The following is a 14,511-nucleotide window of genomic DNA, read 5'->3' as shown; positions in this document are numbered from 1 at the left end:
CGCCCCAGTATCCGCCTTGTGGCGGGGCGTGGGTCTCGCTTGGCGCGACCATCCGGTCGATGTCCACCTTCCACCCACGGCGGACGCTCATTCTGTCCGCTCTCGGCGCCGAGATCGGGGATCTCCAACGAAAAAGGGCCCCGTCTCGCGACGGGGCCCTTCTCGTTTCCGGTGAGCGTGAAGCTTACCAGGCCTTGCTGAGGGTCACGAAGGCGCGACGCTCGACTTCCAGGCCGGTGGTCTGGCGCTGTCGGCCTTCGGTCAGGTTCTGACCGCTGACCGCCAGGGTCAGGCCGTGGTCGAAGGTGCGGGCCACGCGGCCGCCCAGGGTGACGTAACCCTCGATGTCCGCCAGGACCGGGGTCTGGTCCGAGGTGTAGCCCTTGAAGTCGCCGGTGTAGTGGGCGAAGGCGTCGGCCGACCATTCGGCGTTCGACCAGCCGAACGACACGTTGGCCCGCACTTCCGGCGTCGTGGCCGAGAAGTTCGTCAGGCGGATGGTCGGCGAGAAGCCGGCGGTCGGCTGGTCGTCGACGTCGGTGAACGCCCAGTTGCCGCTCCAGTGGTAGCCGCCCGAGATCTTGCCCGAAGCCGTCAGTTCGACGCCCCACATCTCGCTGTCGCCCACGTTGCGGTAGCTGAGCAGCGGCAGGACACCCGGCGCGGTCGGCATGACGTCGATCTGGGCCGAGGTCGGCTGGCCCTTCACGTCTTCGGTCTTCTGGGTGAAGACGCTGACGCCGGCCTTGGCGTCCAGGCCCGGCAGCGCGCGTTCGTAACCGACTTCATAGTTGGTGACGATCGAGGGCTCCAGGGTCGGGTTGCCGATCACGCCGATGGTGTAGGGACCGGCGGCGACCCGCAGCTGAACCGCGCCCAGGTCGACCAGGGTCGGAACCTGCACGCCGCGCGCGGCGGTGGCCTTGAAGGTGTCGGCCTGGGTCGGACGATAGACGACGCCGAGGTTGTAGCTGGCCTTCTTGATCGAGCGATCCCAGTAGGCGTTGGTCACGGCCGGGTAGCCGGCCGGGAACGTGCCTTCACGCGACAGGCTCAGGTCGTCGTAGCGGCCGGCGGCGGTCACGGCCAGCTTTTCGCTGATCGCCCAGTTCCACATGCCCGAGATCGAAGCGACCTCGTAGCTCAGCTTGCCGCCGACCAGCGGCGCGGTGTTGACCTGGTTCTTGCGGTATTCGCCGCCGATGCGGAACGTGTGGTTCGCGCCGATCTTGAACAGGTCCTGGACGCTGAGGACGTCCAGCTTGTTCTCGAAGCGGGCCGATTGGCCGACCACGACCTGCTTGGCCGTCAGATTGGTTTCATAGGCCGAGGCCTGCAGCAGGCCAAGACGGGTGTCGGAAGCCAGGGTCGCCTTGACCGAGGTCGTGACGTACTTGCTGGGCGAGTAGTCGATGTTGGAGACCACTTCGCTGACCTGGACGTTCGACCACGAGCCTTCGACGCGCAGTTCGGTCTTCTCGGTCAGCTGGGCGATGGTGTCGAGGTTGACCGAGACCCGGGCCGGGTCGGTCAGCAGGTTGGACGCAACGGCCGCGTTGGTCTTGTACTCGTCCATCTGGGCCGCGCCGGCCGACAGACGGGCGAAGAAGCGCTCGCCCAGCTTCACCGACTTGACCACCGACAGTTCGCCGTAGCCGTTCGTGCCGCCGGTGAGGGAGACGCTGCCGGTGTCATCGAACTTGGGGTTCTGGGTGATGATGTTGATCACGCCGCCCACGGCGTTGAAGCCGAACAGGGCGCTGTTGGGGCCCTTGACGACTTCGATCTGACGGATTTCCGACAGCTGCACCGGCAGGGTGGCCCAGGCGGTGTAGCCGTAGTGGTCCAGATAGACCTGGCGGCCGTTGATCAGCACCAGCAGGCGCGGCGACATCGCCTGGTCATAGCCGCGGACGCTCACGTCCGAGGCGCCGGCGCCCCAGTTCAGCACGTCCAGGCCGGCGACGCGGCTGAGGATGGTCGGCAGGTCGACGGCGCCCGAGCGCTTGATGTCGTCGGCCGAGATGATTTCCATGGCGACCGGAACCTCGGTCGAGCGCTGGGGCGAGCCCGTGGCGCTGGTGGTCACCGGTTCGTTGAACAGCTGCTGCATCGCGCCGTAGTCGATCGACTGGGCGTGGGCGGCCCCCGTGGACGCCAGGGCGGCCAGGGAGAGGGCGAAGGTGGCCGAAGCGCCGGCCAGAAGAGTCTTTTTCATGATTGTTTCTCTGGGCTCGAGCTGGATCAGACTTCGCGGATCATCATGCGGAAGGCGGCCTTGAAGACCGCGCCCACGGCGGCGGCGGCCGCGCGGTTGACGACGATCTCGACCTTGGGATCGGCCGAGACGCTCATCACGCAGGCGCCGCTGGTGGCGCAGGAGACGTCCGAACCGATGGTGATCAGCTTCTTGGCCTTGGCGGCCGCGCCGACATTGACGCCGGTGGTGACGTAGAGAGCGGCGACGCCGCTGACGCCCGAGACGGCCGAGGCTTCGACCGGCTTGGCGGTCAGGGTCACGGCGCCGGCGCTCATGCCGCCGCCGATGGCGGCCATCACGGCGTTCTTCTCGGCGACCGAGGCGGGCTTGGACGGGTCGAAGACCACGCCCAGCACGGCTAACCACGGTGCTGATCGCCGCCGGCGTGGTGCTGTTCGGGGCGTTCGGNTTCTTCTCGGCGACCGAGGCGGGCTTGGACGGGTCGAAGACCACGCCCAGCACGGCTTTGCCGGTCGGACCGTTTTCGAGGAAGGTCAGCGCGCGACCGGCGACCTGGACGTCCTTGGCCGCGTCGGCGTGGGCGGCGCCCAACGGCGCCAGCGCGAGGGTCAGTGCGCAGAGCGCTACGGCGCCCCGGGTTTTTCTTTTCGACATCTTGCATCCCCTGCCCGAGTTTCTTCCGGGCTTCACGGGGTGTCTGATGTCGCTGCAATAGTAAACAAGTCTGTAAAGCAATTTGGAGAACGTTGGTATTCAACGCATCGGATGAAATTGATCTATATCAATCTTATAAATTGCCTGCTCTTTATGACTTATCTTTCGTACAGATCGCGGCAATATTGTTGAATGTGTACTTTAATTTATCAGCAACTAGGGTCATTTTCACCCACAATGGGCGGGAGATGTTCGTTCGAATACATGTTCTACTGAACCATGGCTTCGATCTACTGAGGGCCGGGGAAAGCAAAGGCCGACTTCTTCTGACGCGACAGTCCGCTTACGGACATTTTGTCGCAAGGCGCCTTGAAGGGGGTGCGACAAATGCGCGAGACGCCGGGCAGACAGGACGCGCGCTCCCGGACGAAGCGCGCGCCTGCCCCGGAGATCAGCGGCTTCGCCCCGAAGGACGAAGCCGCCTGGGATCACCAGGCCTTGCTGACCGAGAACAGCACCTGACGCTCGGCTTCGAGACCGCGGGTCTGCTTCTGTTGCTCGCTGAGCAGGTTCTGACCGCTGACCGCCAGGGTCACGCCGTTGTCCATCCGGTAGCCGACGCGGCTCGAGAGGGAGGCATAGGCCTTGACCGGCTTCAGGGCGCCGTTGGTGATGTCGTACCACTGGAAGTCGCCGACATAGTGCAGGTTGGCGTCGGCTTCCCAAGGACCCTTGACCCAGTCCGCGCCGATATTGCCGCGGGTCTCGGGCGTGGTCGACTCGAAGGCCGTGTAGCGGGCGACGGGGTTCATGCCGGCGAACGGCGTGTCCTTGACGTCGGTGTAGGTGTAGTCGCCGTGCCAGCCGAAGCCGCCGGCCAACTTGCCGGCCAGGGTCAGCTCGACGCCCTTCATCTTGGAGTCGGCGGCGTTCTTGTAGGTGAAGCCGGGATTGGTCGTCGCCGTGGGCATATAGTCAAGCGCCGCGGTGCCGAGACCGCTCTTCAGGCCTTGCCAATCCTGGGTGAAAAGCCGGACGCCGAGCTTGGCCGCCGCGAACTGGTGATCATAGGCCAGCTCGTAGTTGGTGACGATCGTCGGCTCCAGGTTCGGGTTGCCCAGCAGATAGACCGGCCCGGAGGCCAGTTGCACGCCGCCCAGCTCGATCAGGCTCGGCGCCTGGACGCCGCGGGCGTAGGAGGCCTTGAAGGTGTCCTTGGGCGTGGGGGTCCAGGCGGCCGTGAAGTTCAGGCTGGGTTCGCTGATGGTGCGGTCCCAGTTGCTGTTGTCGGCCAGCGGGATGCGCGCCGGGAAGACACCCTTGCGCTGCAGCTGCAGGCTGTCGATCCGCGCGGCCGCGGTGGTCGTCACCGTCTTGCTGATCGCCCAGTTCCACATGGCCGAGCCGGACCAGACGTCATAGCTGACGTCCGCTCCGCCGATCGGCGCCACGTTGAGCGTGTTGTGGCGGTATTCGCCGCCGAACCGGAACGTATGGGCGGCGCCGACCTTGAAGAGGTCCTGCAGGCTGGCCACCGTGATGGTGTTCTTCCAATGGACTCCGTTGGCGATGCCGTATTTCGCGTTCAGCTGGTTCTGATAGGCCTGGGCCTGGATCTGACCAAGGCGGGTGTCGGAGGTCAGCGTCGCCTTGCCCGAGGTGGTGATCATCTTGGTGACGGCGTAGCTGTAGCCGACCAGGCTGTCCTGCTGGGCGTTGGCCCACGAGCCTTCGAGACGCAGTTCGGTCTTCGGCGCCAGCTGGGCGACGACGTCGAGCGCGGTCGAGACCCTTTGCGGATCGTGCAGGGTGGCCGCCGTGGGCAGGGCGCCCGTGCGGGCCCATTCGTCACGCTCTTCGGCGCCCGCCGAGAAGCGCGCGGAGACCGACTGGCCGAACTTGTGGGTCGCGACCAGCGAAGCGCTCTTCTGACCATGATCGCCGACCCGGACGGTCGCCACGTTGCGGTTGTCGAACTTCGGGTTGAAGGTGATGATGTTGACGACGCCGGACACGGCGTTGAAGCCGAACAGCGCGCTGCCCGGACCCTTGACCACCTCGATCTGGCGGATCTCGTCGAGCTGCACCGGGATGGTCTGCCACATCGTCAGGCCATAGTGGTCGAGATAGACCTGACGGCCGTTAACCAGCACCAACAGGCGCGGCGAGCTGACCTGATCATAGCCGCGGACGGTGACGTCCGACTGGCCGGCCGAGAAGTTGAGCATGTCGACGCCGGCGACGCGCTGCAGGATGCCCGGCAGGGTCGTCTCGCCGGAGCGGCGAATTTCATCGGCCGAGATGATCTGCATGTCGGCCGGGGCTTCGGTGGCGCGCTGGGGCGATCCGGTGGCGCTGGTGGTCACCGGTTCGTTGAACAGCTGCTCCATCGCGCCGTAGTCGATCGACTGGGCGTGGGCGGCCCCCGTGGACGCCAGGGCGGCCAGGGAGAGGGCGAAGGTGGCCGAAACGCCGGCCAGAAGTGTCTTTTTCATGATTGTTTCTCTGGGCTCGAGCTGGATCAGACTTCGCGGATCATCATGCGGAAGGCGGCCTTGAAGACCGCCCCGACCGCCGCGGCGGCGGCGCGATTGACGATGATCTCCACCTTCGGGTCGGCCGAGACGCTCATCACGCACGCGCCGCTGGCGGCGCAGGAGGGATCCGAACCGATGGTGATCAGCTTCTTGGCCTTGGCGGCCGCGCCGACATTGACGCCGGCGGTGACATAGAGAGCGGCGACGCCGCTGACGCCCGAGACGGCCGAGGCCTCGACGGGCTTGGCGGTCAGGGTCACGGCGCCGGCGCTCATGCCGCCGCCGATGGCGGCCATCACGGCGTTCTTCTCGGCGACCGAGGCGGGCTTGGACGGGTCNGGCTTGGCGGTCAGGGTCACGGCGCCGGCGCTCATGCCGCCGCCGATGGCGGCCATCACGGCGTTCTTCTCGGCGACCGAGGCGGGCTTGGACGGGTCGAAGACCACGCCCAGCACGGCTTTGCCGGTCGGACCGTTTTCGAGGAAGGTCAGCGCGCGACCCGCGACCTGGACATCCTTGGCCGCGTCGGCGTGGGCGGTGCTCAGCGGCGCGGCGACCAGCGCCAGCGCGCAGAGCACGATGCCGCTCCGGGTGTTTCTCTTCGACATTTCTTGCATCCCCTGACCGGATTTTCCGGACTTGTGGGAGTGGTGATGTCGATTTTCATGTGAACAAATCATTACAGTGAAATGTTCATCCATAAATAGCGGATCATCTCAAAGTAAAAATTAGAGCATATTCCATGTAAATATCGCGACTTATTGCCACACATTGGAAAAATTACACAAGGCAATCAAACTCATTACAAGTAGCAGTGTAACCCCATACCGCATTCATACTGTCGAGCTTCATGGCGATTGATCGAACATGGTCGTTCGACGCGCTGTTTCGGGCAGGCGTTAGCCACGAGCTTGAGCAACGGGGGCGCTGTCCTAGAGCGGTAGACCGTCGGCGGGCATTTCGTCGCACGGCCTCGCGGCGGACGAATTTCCGCGAGCAAGCAGGCCCAGGCGCCAAGCGCCGCCGAACGCCAAGGGAAAAGGAAGGTGGTGCCGCTTACAGGACTCGAACCTGTGACCCCCTCATTACGAATGAGGTGCTCTACCAGCTGAGCTAAAGCGGCGCGCTTCGTCTCCGGGCCCGTCGAAACAGGGTCGGAAGACACTGGTGTTCCTGGCGCCAAATCACCGACCCGGCGCGAGGAGGGGCCTATTTAGCGGCGCGAGGGCCGCTTGCCAAGCGTCGGCGTGAACCGGTCTTGCGACGCGGCGCCGGACCGCTGGTTTCGGGCTCCGGCGACGGGGCCGGATCGAACCCGCCGGCGCCGCCCGCCGGCCCGATTCCCGGATCGTCGGGAATGGGCATCAGCGCGCCGCCGGTCTCGGCGGCCCGGACGAACGGCGTGGATTCCGCATAGGCCGACGGCAGTTCGGGCAGTTCGCTCATCGTGCGCTCGCGACGCTCGAAGCGGGGATGGATCAGCTCGCCGGTCTCGGCGTAGCTGACGGTCAGCCGCGCCCAGTCGTCCCGGGCATAGGCGAAGGCGCGGCCCTCGGGGTCCAGATCCGACCAGTCGGGCTCCTGCGGCACGGCCGCGCCCCGGGCGACCCAGGCTCGGGCCTCGTCGGCCTCGCCGCAGGCATAGGCGACCCGGGCCATCAGGCCGGCGATCCGGGCGGTCAGCGCTTCTTCCGGAAGCAGCCGGGCGGCGGCGCGGGCGGCGATCGGATCGCCGCCGATCAGGGCGCTCTCGACCTTCAGCAGCCGGCTTTCGCGGGCTTCGGGCTTCAGATTGGCCAGGGCGGCCAGACGCGTGGCGCGCAGCTTGGGGGTCTCGCTGGTCTTCAGATCGCGATAGGCCAGCCACAGGGCCGGGTGCGGGGCCTGCTTCCAGGCGTGCTCGATCAGGGCTCCGGCCTTGGCGGCCTTGCCCTCGGCGGCCTGCAGGCGCGCGGCCATCACCACGCCCGGCGCGAAGTCGGGCTTGAGCTTGGCGGCCTGGGTCGCGAAGTCCAGCGCCTGGGCCAGGACCTTGGGATCGTCGGACTCCTCCAGCCCGGCGGCGGAGGCCGCCAGCAGGGCGGCCCGCGCCCGTTCGGCGACCAGCGGCGGAACGATCTTGCGCTCCAGCGCGCCCTGGACCAGAGCCAGGGCGGCTTTCCAATCACCCGCCTCCAGGCGCGCCTCGAGAAGCGCGCGCCAGGCCCAGCGGGCGGTCTTGGCCAGGCCGTAGGCCGTCTCGGCGTGCCGCAGGGCCAGGGCCCTGTCGCCCTCGGCCAGGGCGGTCTGCATCAGGCCGCGCAGGCCCGCCAGACGCATCTCCGGGAAGCCGAGCATGGCGTTGTAGGCCTGGCGCGCGGCGACGTGGTCGCCGGCCGCCTCGGCGGCCTGGGCGGCCAGGACGCGAACCAGGGCCGGGGCGTCCTCGGCCAGTTCGGACGCCTTCTGCGCCAGGCGGCGGGCCTCGGAACCATCGCCGGCGGCGACGGCCAGGAAGCCGCGCGACAGGGCCTCGACGCCTTGCTTGCGCTTGGCGTCGGCGCGGGCGCGGGCGGCGCGTTGCGGCGCCCCGACCACCCACAGCAGACCGCGCCACAGGATCGTGGCCACGAGAGCGGTGAACAGGGTCAGCAGGGCGGCGGCGGCGGCGGTCATCTCGACCCGCCAGCCCATCCAGTCGAGGCTGGCCGCGCCCGGCTCGCCGGTCAGGGCGACCACCGCCACGGCGATGGCGGCGACCACGAAGAAGACCAACGTCGCGCGGATCATGGGGTCACCGAAACGGGCGGCGCGTTGGACGGGGCATGGGGCGGGGCGGCCTCGCCCTGGGCGCGCGTCACCTGGACCAGGCCGGCCAGGGCCTCGGCGCGGATCGCGGCGATGTGACGGTCGATCTCGACCCGGCGCTCGGCGGCGGCGCGCCAGGGCGCCAGCACGGTCTGGGCCGGGGCCGGCAGACCCTCCAGGGCGGTAAGCGCCCCTTCGATGTCGCCTTCGTTCAGCAGCTTCTGCGCGCGCGCCAGGACCGCGTCGGGCGTCGCGCCCTGGGTCGAGCCGACCTGGCGGATCGAGACGATGCTGGACAGGGCGTGCCGCAGCCGGGCCAGGAAGTCGGCGTTGCGGCCGGGATCGCGGGCGGCGACGGCGGCGCGGCCGGTCAGGGTCTCGAACTCGGCGGCCAGACCCGCGCGGGTCGGCGCGCCGTCCCGGGCCAGGCGCGCCAGGGCCCGCAGGTCGGGCGACAGCGGCAGGACGCGCTCCAGGCTGGCCAGTTCCTCGGCGAACGGCCGGGCGGTGCGGGCCGCGTCGGCGAGCGTGGCGGCGGCCAGGGCCGCGCCGGCGGCGTCCAGGGCCCGCTGCTGACCCGTCTCGAGGACCGCGACCCGGCCCTCCAGCTGCGCCACGTCCTCGGAGGCCGGCGGCGGGACCGCGGCGACGCTGGGCGCGCCGTAGAGCGGCGGGACGGATCCAGCTGGAGCGGGCGGGGGCGCGCTCGCGGCGGACGGCTGGCTCGCGGGCGGCTCCTTGGGACCCGAGAACCAGGTCGGACCGAATCGGGCCAGGGCCGCGCCGATCGCCACGCAGACGATCCCGAAGGCGATCACCGCCCAGAAGCCGGGCCCCAGCAGGCGGCGGCGCCCATACAGCGCCGGGTCGCGCGGAGCAACGGATTCAACGGGGTCGGGAGCGAGCGTCATGCGCCATTCGTGCCCCACGCCGCCGCGCCGCGCAATCGTTCAGCTAGAGCGTGAGCAGATCCAGCAGCGCGGTTTCGTTGGGGTGCGGCGCGCAGACCACGGACGCCAGGCGGCCGTCCTGCTCCGCCGTCCCCAGCGCTCCGGCCACGGACGGCGACAGACACAAGGCCCGAAGGCTGGGCGCGGGGCGGGCCTTCAGCACCCGAGCCAGCTTGCCGGCCGCGCGCGGCGAATAGAGCAGAACCGCGGCCATGGTTCCCAGCTGAGCCAGGGTGGCGGGTTCGGGATCACGCTCGACCGTTTCATAGACCGCCACGCGCCGGGCGGTCAGGCCGGCCGCGACCAGGGGCGAGACAAGGTCGCCGGCGGGCGCCAGGGCGCTGGGGTGCAGCACCACGCCGCCGATCCGGCCCCTCTGGCCCACGATGAGCGCCGCGAGGGCGCCGACGTCGCCGTCAGCCGAGACCACCTCGGCGAAGCCGGCCTCGCGCGCGGCCCGGGCGGTGCGTTCGCCCACCGCGAAGACGGGGCGGCTCCTGTCGGCGCAGAGGCGGGCGAAGGCCTCCACGCCGTTGACGCTGGTGAAGGCCAGGGCCGCCACGCCGTCCAGATCGATCGACGGCGAGAGAGCGACCACCTCCAGCAGCGGATCCACCAGCGGCGGCAGGCCCATGGCCGCCAGGCGCGCGGCGGTCTCCTCGGCCCCTGGCGAAGCGCGCGTGATCCAGATCCGCGGCGCCGCCGCCACCATCGGCCTTACTCGGTCAGGATGAGGGCTGGACCGCCCTCTTGGCGAACGGCCGCGCCCAGGTCGAGGCCCAGGGCCCGGGCCTCGTCGGCCGCGTCGGCGCTGGACAGGACGATCGAACCCTCGCGGCGGAAACGCTGGACGCCGTCCGGGGTCAGGGCTTCGACGATCATCGTCAGGGCCAGGCCGTCGAGGCGCGCATAGGCGCCGATCGCCGTGCGGCACGAGCCCTCCAGGGCGTAGAGCGCGCCGCGCTCGGCGGCGACGGCCAGGGTCGTGGCCTGGCAGCGCACGGCTTGCAGCCAGGGCAGATCGACGTCCTCGGCGCGGGTCTCGATGACCAGGGCGCCCTGGCCCGGCGCGGGCGGCGCGGCCAGCGGGTCGAGCCAGCTGCGGGTCAGATGGCCCAGGCCCAGGCGGTTCAGGCCGGACTGGGCCAGCAGGATGGCGTCGGCCTCGCCGCGCTCCAGCTTGGCCAGGCGGGTGTCGACATTGCCGCGCAGCATCACGACCTCGAGGTCGGGCCGCACGTGCAGGGCCTGGGCCTGGCGACGAAGGCTGGCGGTGCCCAGGCGCGCGCCCTTGGGCAGGTCTTCCAGGCGTTCAGCCAGATGGCTGATGAAGGCGTCGCGCGGATCCTCGCGCTCGGGGGTGGCGGCCAGCACCAGGCCCGGCGGCAATTCGGCCGGCATGTCCTTCAGCGAATGGATGGCGCAGTCGATGCGGCCGTCCAGCAGCGCTTCCTCTATCTCCTTGGTGAAAAGGCCTTTTCCACCGATCTCCATCAGCCGGCGGTCCTGGATGCGGTCGCCGCTGGTGACGATCGGGATCAGCCGGGCGTAGGCGTCCAGATCGTCCCCGCCGCTCCAGCCGAGCGCCTTGGCGATACGGGCCTGCATCAGGCCGGACTGGGCCAGCGACAGCTTGGAGCCGCGCGCGCCGATACGGATGGGTTGCCGGGACAAGGTTCGAACGTTACCTGCAAGGTCGAAAGACGCCTTGCCTGCTACAGGAGCGGCGAAGCGGCCGCAACCGAATGACCCCCTTAAGGAAAATGGGCCTCACCATCCTTGGACTGGAAACCAGCTGCGACGAGACCGCCGCGTCCGTCGTGCGCCGGGACGAGGACGGCCGTGTCGAGGTGCTGTCGTCGATCGTCGGCACCCAGTTCGAGCAGCACGCCCCGTTCGGCGGGGTGGTGCCCGAGATCGCCGCCCGCGCCCATGTCGAGGCCATCGACGCGGTGGTCGCCGAGGCGATGCGAACGGCGGGGATCGGCTTCGACGCCCTGGACGGGGTGGCCGCCACGGCCGGGCCCGGCCTGGTCGGCGGGGTGATGGTCGGCCTGGCGTTCGGCAAGGCCGTGGCCCTGGCCCGCGACCTGCCGCTGGTGGCGGTCAACCACCTGGAAGGCCACGCGGTCTCGGCCCGGCTGGGGGCCTCGATCGACTATCCTTTCCTGCTGCTGCTGGTCTCCGGCGGTCATTGCCAGCTGCTGGAAGTGGCGGGCGTGGGCGCCTGCACCCGCCTGGGCACCACGATCGACGACGCGGCCGGCGAGGCCTTCGACAAGATCGCCAAGAGCCTGGGCCTGCCCTATCCCGGCGGCCCGGCCCTGGAGACGCTGGCGGCCAGCGGCGACCCCTCCAAGTTCGACCTGCCGCGCGCCCTGCTGGGCCGCAAGGACTGCGACTTCTCGTTCTCGGGCCTGAAGACCGCCGCCGCGCGGCTGGTCGAGAAGGTCACGTCACAGCAGGAGCGTGCCGACCTGGCCGCCGCCGTGCAGTTCGCCATCGCCCGCCAGCTTTCGGAACGCACCGACCGGGCCATGAAGCTCTACGCCGCCGGCCACCCGGACCAGGCCCTGCGCTTCGTCGTGGCCGGCGGGGTGGCGGCCAACGGCGCGGTCAAGGAGGCGCTGCGGAAGAACTGCGCCGACAACGGCTTCAGCTTCGACGCCCCGCCCCTGGCCTACTGCACCGACAACGCCGCCATGATCGCCCTGGCCGGGGCCGAGCGGCTGGCGATCGGCATTTCCGACGACCTGGACGCCGTGGCGCGTCCGCGTTGGCCGCTGGACGAGGCGGCGGCGTTATCCAATCCGAGCAACAGTTTCGGTCGCAAGGGAGCCAAGGCATGACGTTCAAACATGTGGGCGTCATCGGCGCCGGGGCCTGGGGCACGGCCCTGGCCCAGGTCGCGGCCCGCGCCGGCCTCCAGGTCACCCTGCAGGCGCGCGAGCCGGAGGTCGTGGCCTCGATCGCCGCCGACCGCGAGAACACCATGTTCCTGGCCGGGGTGAAGCTGGAGGCCGCCATCGTCGCTTCGGCCGACATGGCGGCGCTGTCGGCCTGCGACCTGATCCTGGCCGTGCCGCCGGCCCAGCACCTGCGCTCGGCGCTCACGGCCTTGAAGCCGCACCTGCAAGCCGGCGTTCCGGTGGTGCTGTGCTCCAAGGGCGTCGAGCAGGGCACGCTGAAACTGATGAGCGACGTGGCCGCGCAGGTGCTGCCGGGCCAGCCGATCGCCGTGCTGTCGGGGCCCAGCTTCGCCGGCGAGGTGGCGCGCGGCCTGCCCACCGCCGTCACCCTGGCCTGCGAGGACGAAGACCTGGGCCAGCGGATCGGCCAGGCCATCGCCATCCCGACCTTCCGCCCCTACTGGGCCGCCGACGTGATCGGGGCCGAGGCCGGCGGGGCCGTGAAGAACGTCCTGGCCATCGCCTGCGGCATTTCCGAGGGCAAGGGCCTGGGCCGCAGCGCCCACGCCGCCCTGATCACCCGCGGCTTCGCCGAACTGACCCGCCTGGCCGTCGCTTTGGGCGGCAAGAGCGAGACCGTCGCCGGCCTGTGCGGCCTGGGCGACCTGGTCCTGACCTGCTCCAGCCCGCAGTCGCGCAACATGAGCGTCGGCCTGGCCCTGGGCGGCGGCCAGACCCTGGAGCAGGCCCTGGCCGGCAAGGTCTCGGTGGCCGAGGGCGTGGCCTCGGCGCCCGCCGTCCGCGCCCTGGCCCGCTCCCTCGGCGTCGAGACCCCGATCTGCGAGGCCGTCGCCGCCATCCTGGCCGGCGAGGTCGACGTCGACAGCGCCATCCTGGGGCTGCTGTCGCGGCCGTTGAAGGCGGAGGCCTGAAGCGCCGCGCGGCCTTCGAGGCTCGCCTTCGGCTCACGCCTCAGGATGAGGTAAGTGGGTTGTTTCTGAATTCCTCATCCTGAGGCGCCCGCGCAGCGGGCCTCGAAGGACGCAGGGCCCATCCCCAAGAAAGGACCACCGCCCATGCCGCTCTACGCCATCGTCTGCAAGGACAAGCCCGGCGCGCTCGAAACCCGCCTGGCGACCCGCCCGACCCACCTGGACTACCTGAACAACAGCAAGAACCTGAAGCTGGCCGGCGCCCTGCTGGACGACGACGGCAATGCGATCGGCTCGATCATCGTGGTCGAGGCCGAAGACAAGGCCGCCGCCCAGGCCCAGGCCGACAACGACCCCTTCACCGCCGCCGGCGTGTTCGAGAGCGTCGAGGTGCATTTCTGGCGGCTGGCGATCGGCAGCCTCTAACAATCGTTGTCATCCCGGACGAGCGCGCAGCGCGAAGGTCCGGGACCGACGCGTGAACGCATGCGCTTCCGGCGGTCCTGGATAACGGCTGCGCCGTTTCCGGGATGACAGCCTATTTCGAGCAAAGATGTCCCGCACCGATCCCACCAACCCCGCCCGGCCCGCCAGCGGGACCGTGCTGTGCCCGCTGGACGAGATCGCCTCGCCCGGCGCGCGGGGTTTTCGCTTCCGCGCCGGCGACGCGGTGTTCGCCGGGTTCGTGGTGCGGCGGGGTCAGGACGTGGTCGGCTATGTCGACAGCTGCCCGCACGCCGGCTGGCCGCTGGCCGGGCCGAACGGCCGGTTCCTGACCCGCGAGAACGACCTGATCCTCTGCGGCGGCCACGCGGCCCTGTTCCGCATCGAGGACGGGGCGATGGTGGCCGGCCCTTGCCAGAACGTGGCCCTGACCCCGTGGCCGGTGCGGGTGGCGGACGGCGCGGTCGTCACGGGCTGAGAGAACGCCGGTCGCCAAACGTCATGGCCAAGGTTAGGGTCCGCCCCAACGAGACGGGGACGCGCCATGGACATCATTCTGCTGCAGCCGGGCGATCCGGACATCGTCTATGCCCCGGCCAATCCCAGGATCGACGGCCTGCCCGCCGCCGTGATCGGCGGCTTCGATCCCAGCCTGTGCGTGCCGCTGACCGCCTTCGGCCAAGAGCTGAAGGCGCCCGCCTCGGCGACCGCGCCGCCGGCCACCGCCTTCACCGTGCTCAAGCCGATCGACGCCCTGTCGGTGAAACTCTACGAGTTCTGCCTGCGGGCCCGCCCGCTGGGCGTGGGTCACGATCGCCCCAGCTATCTGCACAGGGTCAGCACCATAAATGGCGCGGGGGTCCTGATGTTCAGCGTCGCCCTGCGCGACGCGATGATCGCCGACATCCAGCTGCAGGCCCAGGCCGACGGATCGACCGTCGAGCGCCTGACCCTGGCCCCCTCCGAAATGCTGTGGACCTACTACAGCGGGGCCGGGACGCTGCACACCGGCTGGAGCACCCTGCGGAACCGGCCGATCATCAGCTTCACCTGACCGTTCCTTAACCCCTTGGCGCT

The 14,511-nt window shown here is 69.6% G+C and carries 11 protein-coding genes, 1 tRNA gene and 1 pseudogene; 6 read left to right on the top strand and 7 right to left on the bottom strand.

Annotated elements, in window-relative coordinates; translation table 11 throughout:
• Positions 1-184 precede the first annotated feature (184 nt).
• The 7 genes from ASD21_RS06250 to hemC all read right to left on the bottom strand — a co-directional run bounded on the left by ASD21_RS06250 (position 185) and on the right by hemC (position 10,823).
• Positions 185-2,218 carry a TonB-dependent receptor plug domain-containing protein gene (locus ASD21_RS06250; protein ID WP_056438309.1) on the bottom strand — a complete coding sequence of 678 codons (2,034 nt, stop codon included), beginning with the start codon at positions 2,216-2,218 and terminating at the stop codon, positions 185-187.
• 1,145 nt (positions 2,219-3,363) lie between these two features.
• Positions 3,364-5,370 (bottom strand): TonB-dependent receptor plug domain-containing protein, encoded by a 2,007-nt coding sequence (locus tag ASD21_RS06235; protein ID WP_056438307.1) that lies wholly within the window; start codon positions 5,368-5,370, stop codon positions 3,364-3,366.
• Between the two features lie 1,089 nt (positions 5,371-6,459).
• Positions 6,460-6,535: transfer RNA gene (locus tag ASD21_RS06225), tRNA-Thr, on the bottom strand.
• An 86-nt stretch (positions 6,536-6,621) separates the two neighbouring features.
• Entirely contained in the window at positions 6,622-8,181 is a 1,560-nt protein-coding gene (locus tag ASD21_RS06220; protein ID WP_056438298.1) for a heme biosynthesis protein HemY, read from the bottom strand.
• Positions 8,178-9,110 carry a COG4223 family protein gene (locus ASD21_RS06215; RefSeq protein WP_056438295.1) on the bottom strand — a complete coding sequence of 311 codons (933 nt, stop codon included), beginning with the start codon at positions 9,108-9,110 and terminating at the stop codon, positions 8,178-8,180. Before ASD21_RS06215 ends, ASD21_RS06220 begins: the two co-directional genes overlap by 4 nt.
• A 43-nt stretch (positions 9,111-9,153) precedes the next feature.
• Positions 9,154-9,861 carry a uroporphyrinogen-III synthase gene (locus ASD21_RS06210; protein WP_056438294.1) on the bottom strand — a complete coding sequence of 236 codons (708 nt, stop codon included), beginning with the start codon at positions 9,859-9,861 and terminating at the stop codon, positions 9,154-9,156.
• Positions 9,862-9,866: 5 nt separating this feature from the next.
• Positions 9,867-10,823, bottom strand: coding sequence for a hydroxymethylbilane synthase (gene hemC, locus ASD21_RS06205; protein WP_056438291.1), 957 nt, complete (start codon positions 10,821-10,823; stop codon positions 9,867-9,869).
• A gap of 71 nt (positions 10,824-10,894) precedes the next feature.
• Between hemC and tsaD the strand changes: the two genes are divergently transcribed.
• The 6 genes and pseudogenes from tsaD to ASD21_RS06180 all read left to right on the top strand — a co-directional run bounded on the left by tsaD (position 10,895) and on the right by ASD21_RS06180 (position 14,488).
• The gene (gene tsaD, locus ASD21_RS06200; protein ID WP_056438288.1) at positions 10,895-11,998 is read left to right on the top strand and encodes a tRNA (adenosine(37)-N6)-threonylcarbamoyltransferase complex transferase subunit TsaD; all 1,104 of its coding nucleotides are present in this window, start codon (positions 10,895-10,897) and stop codon (positions 11,996-11,998) included.
• Positions 11,995-12,990, top strand: a complete 996-nt coding sequence (locus ASD21_RS06195; protein WP_056438285.1) for an NAD(P)H-dependent glycerol-3-phosphate dehydrogenase — start codon at positions 11,995-11,997, stop codon at positions 12,988-12,990. The genes tsaD and ASD21_RS06195 overlap by 4 nt, the downstream gene beginning before the upstream one ends.
• Positions 12,987-13,119 (top strand): annotated as a pseudogene (locus ASD21_RS25195) (hypothetical protein); the annotation flags it as partial. The gene ASD21_RS06195 and the pseudogene ASD21_RS25195, both read left to right, overlap by 4 nt.
• Positions 13,120-13,134: 15 nt before the next feature.
• Positions 13,135-13,416 carry a YciI family protein gene (locus tag ASD21_RS06190; RefSeq protein WP_056438284.1) on the top strand — a complete coding sequence of 94 codons (282 nt, stop codon included), beginning with the start codon at positions 13,135-13,137 and terminating at the stop codon, positions 13,414-13,416.
• A 127-nt stretch (positions 13,417-13,543) separates the two neighbouring features.
• Positions 13,544-13,912: a Rieske (2Fe-2S) protein gene (locus tag ASD21_RS06185; protein WP_056438283.1), complete on the top strand. Its 369-nt coding sequence runs from the start codon at positions 13,544-13,546 to the stop codon at positions 13,910-13,912.
• 66 nt (positions 13,913-13,978) lie between these two features.
• Positions 13,979-14,488 (top strand): hypothetical protein, encoded by a 510-nt coding sequence (locus tag ASD21_RS06180; protein WP_056438282.1) that lies wholly within the window; start codon positions 13,979-13,981, stop codon positions 14,486-14,488.
• Positions 14,489-14,511: the final 23 nt, after the last annotated feature.

This window comes from Caulobacter sp. Root1455 (assembly GCF_001426905.1).
GTDB lineage: Bacteria > Pseudomonadota > Alphaproteobacteria > Caulobacterales > Caulobacteraceae > Caulobacter.
The sequence above is the reverse complement of the archived record's forward strand: the minus strand, read 5'-3'. Positions and strand labels throughout refer to the sequence as shown.

Bases quoted from the DNA above. Each gene is read 5' to 3' on its own strand.
- ASD21_RS06195 (WP_056438285.1), top strand. From the start codon at position 11,995: ATGACGTTCAAACATGTGGGCGTCATCGGCGCCGGGGCCTGGGGCACG.
- ASD21_RS06215 (WP_056438295.1), bottom strand. From the start codon at position 9,110: ATGACGCTCGCTCCCGACCCCGTTGAATCCGTTGCTCCGCGCGACCCG.
- ASD21_RS06235 (WP_056438307.1), bottom strand. From the start codon at position 5,370: ATGAAAAAGACACTTCTGGCCGGCGTTTCGGCCACCTTCGCCCTCTCC.
- ASD21_RS06180 (WP_056438282.1), top strand. From the start codon at position 13,979: ATGGACATCATTCTGCTGCAGCCGGGCGATCCGGACATCGTCTATGCC.
- ASD21_RS06220 (WP_056438298.1), bottom strand. From the start codon at position 8,181: ATGATCCGCGCGACGTTGGTCTTCTTCGTGGTCGCCGCCATCGCCGTG.
- ASD21_RS06190 (WP_056438284.1), top strand. From the start codon at position 13,135: ATGCCGCTCTACGCCATCGTCTGCAAGGACAAGCCCGGCGCGCTCGAA.
- ASD21_RS06185 (WP_056438283.1), top strand. From the start codon at position 13,544: ATGTCCCGCACCGATCCCACCAACCCCGCCCGGCCCGCCAGCGGGACC.
- tsaD (WP_056438288.1), top strand. From the start codon at position 10,895: ATGACCCCCTTAAGGAAAATGGGCCTCACCATCCTTGGACTGGAAACC.
- ASD21_RS06250 (WP_056438309.1), bottom strand. From the start codon at position 2,218: ATGAAAAAGACTCTTCTGGCCGGCGCTTCGGCCACCTTCGCCCTCTCC.
- ASD21_RS06210 (WP_056438294.1), bottom strand. From the start codon at position 9,861: ATGGTGGCGGCGGCGCCGCGGATCTGGATCACGCGCGCTTCGCCAGGG.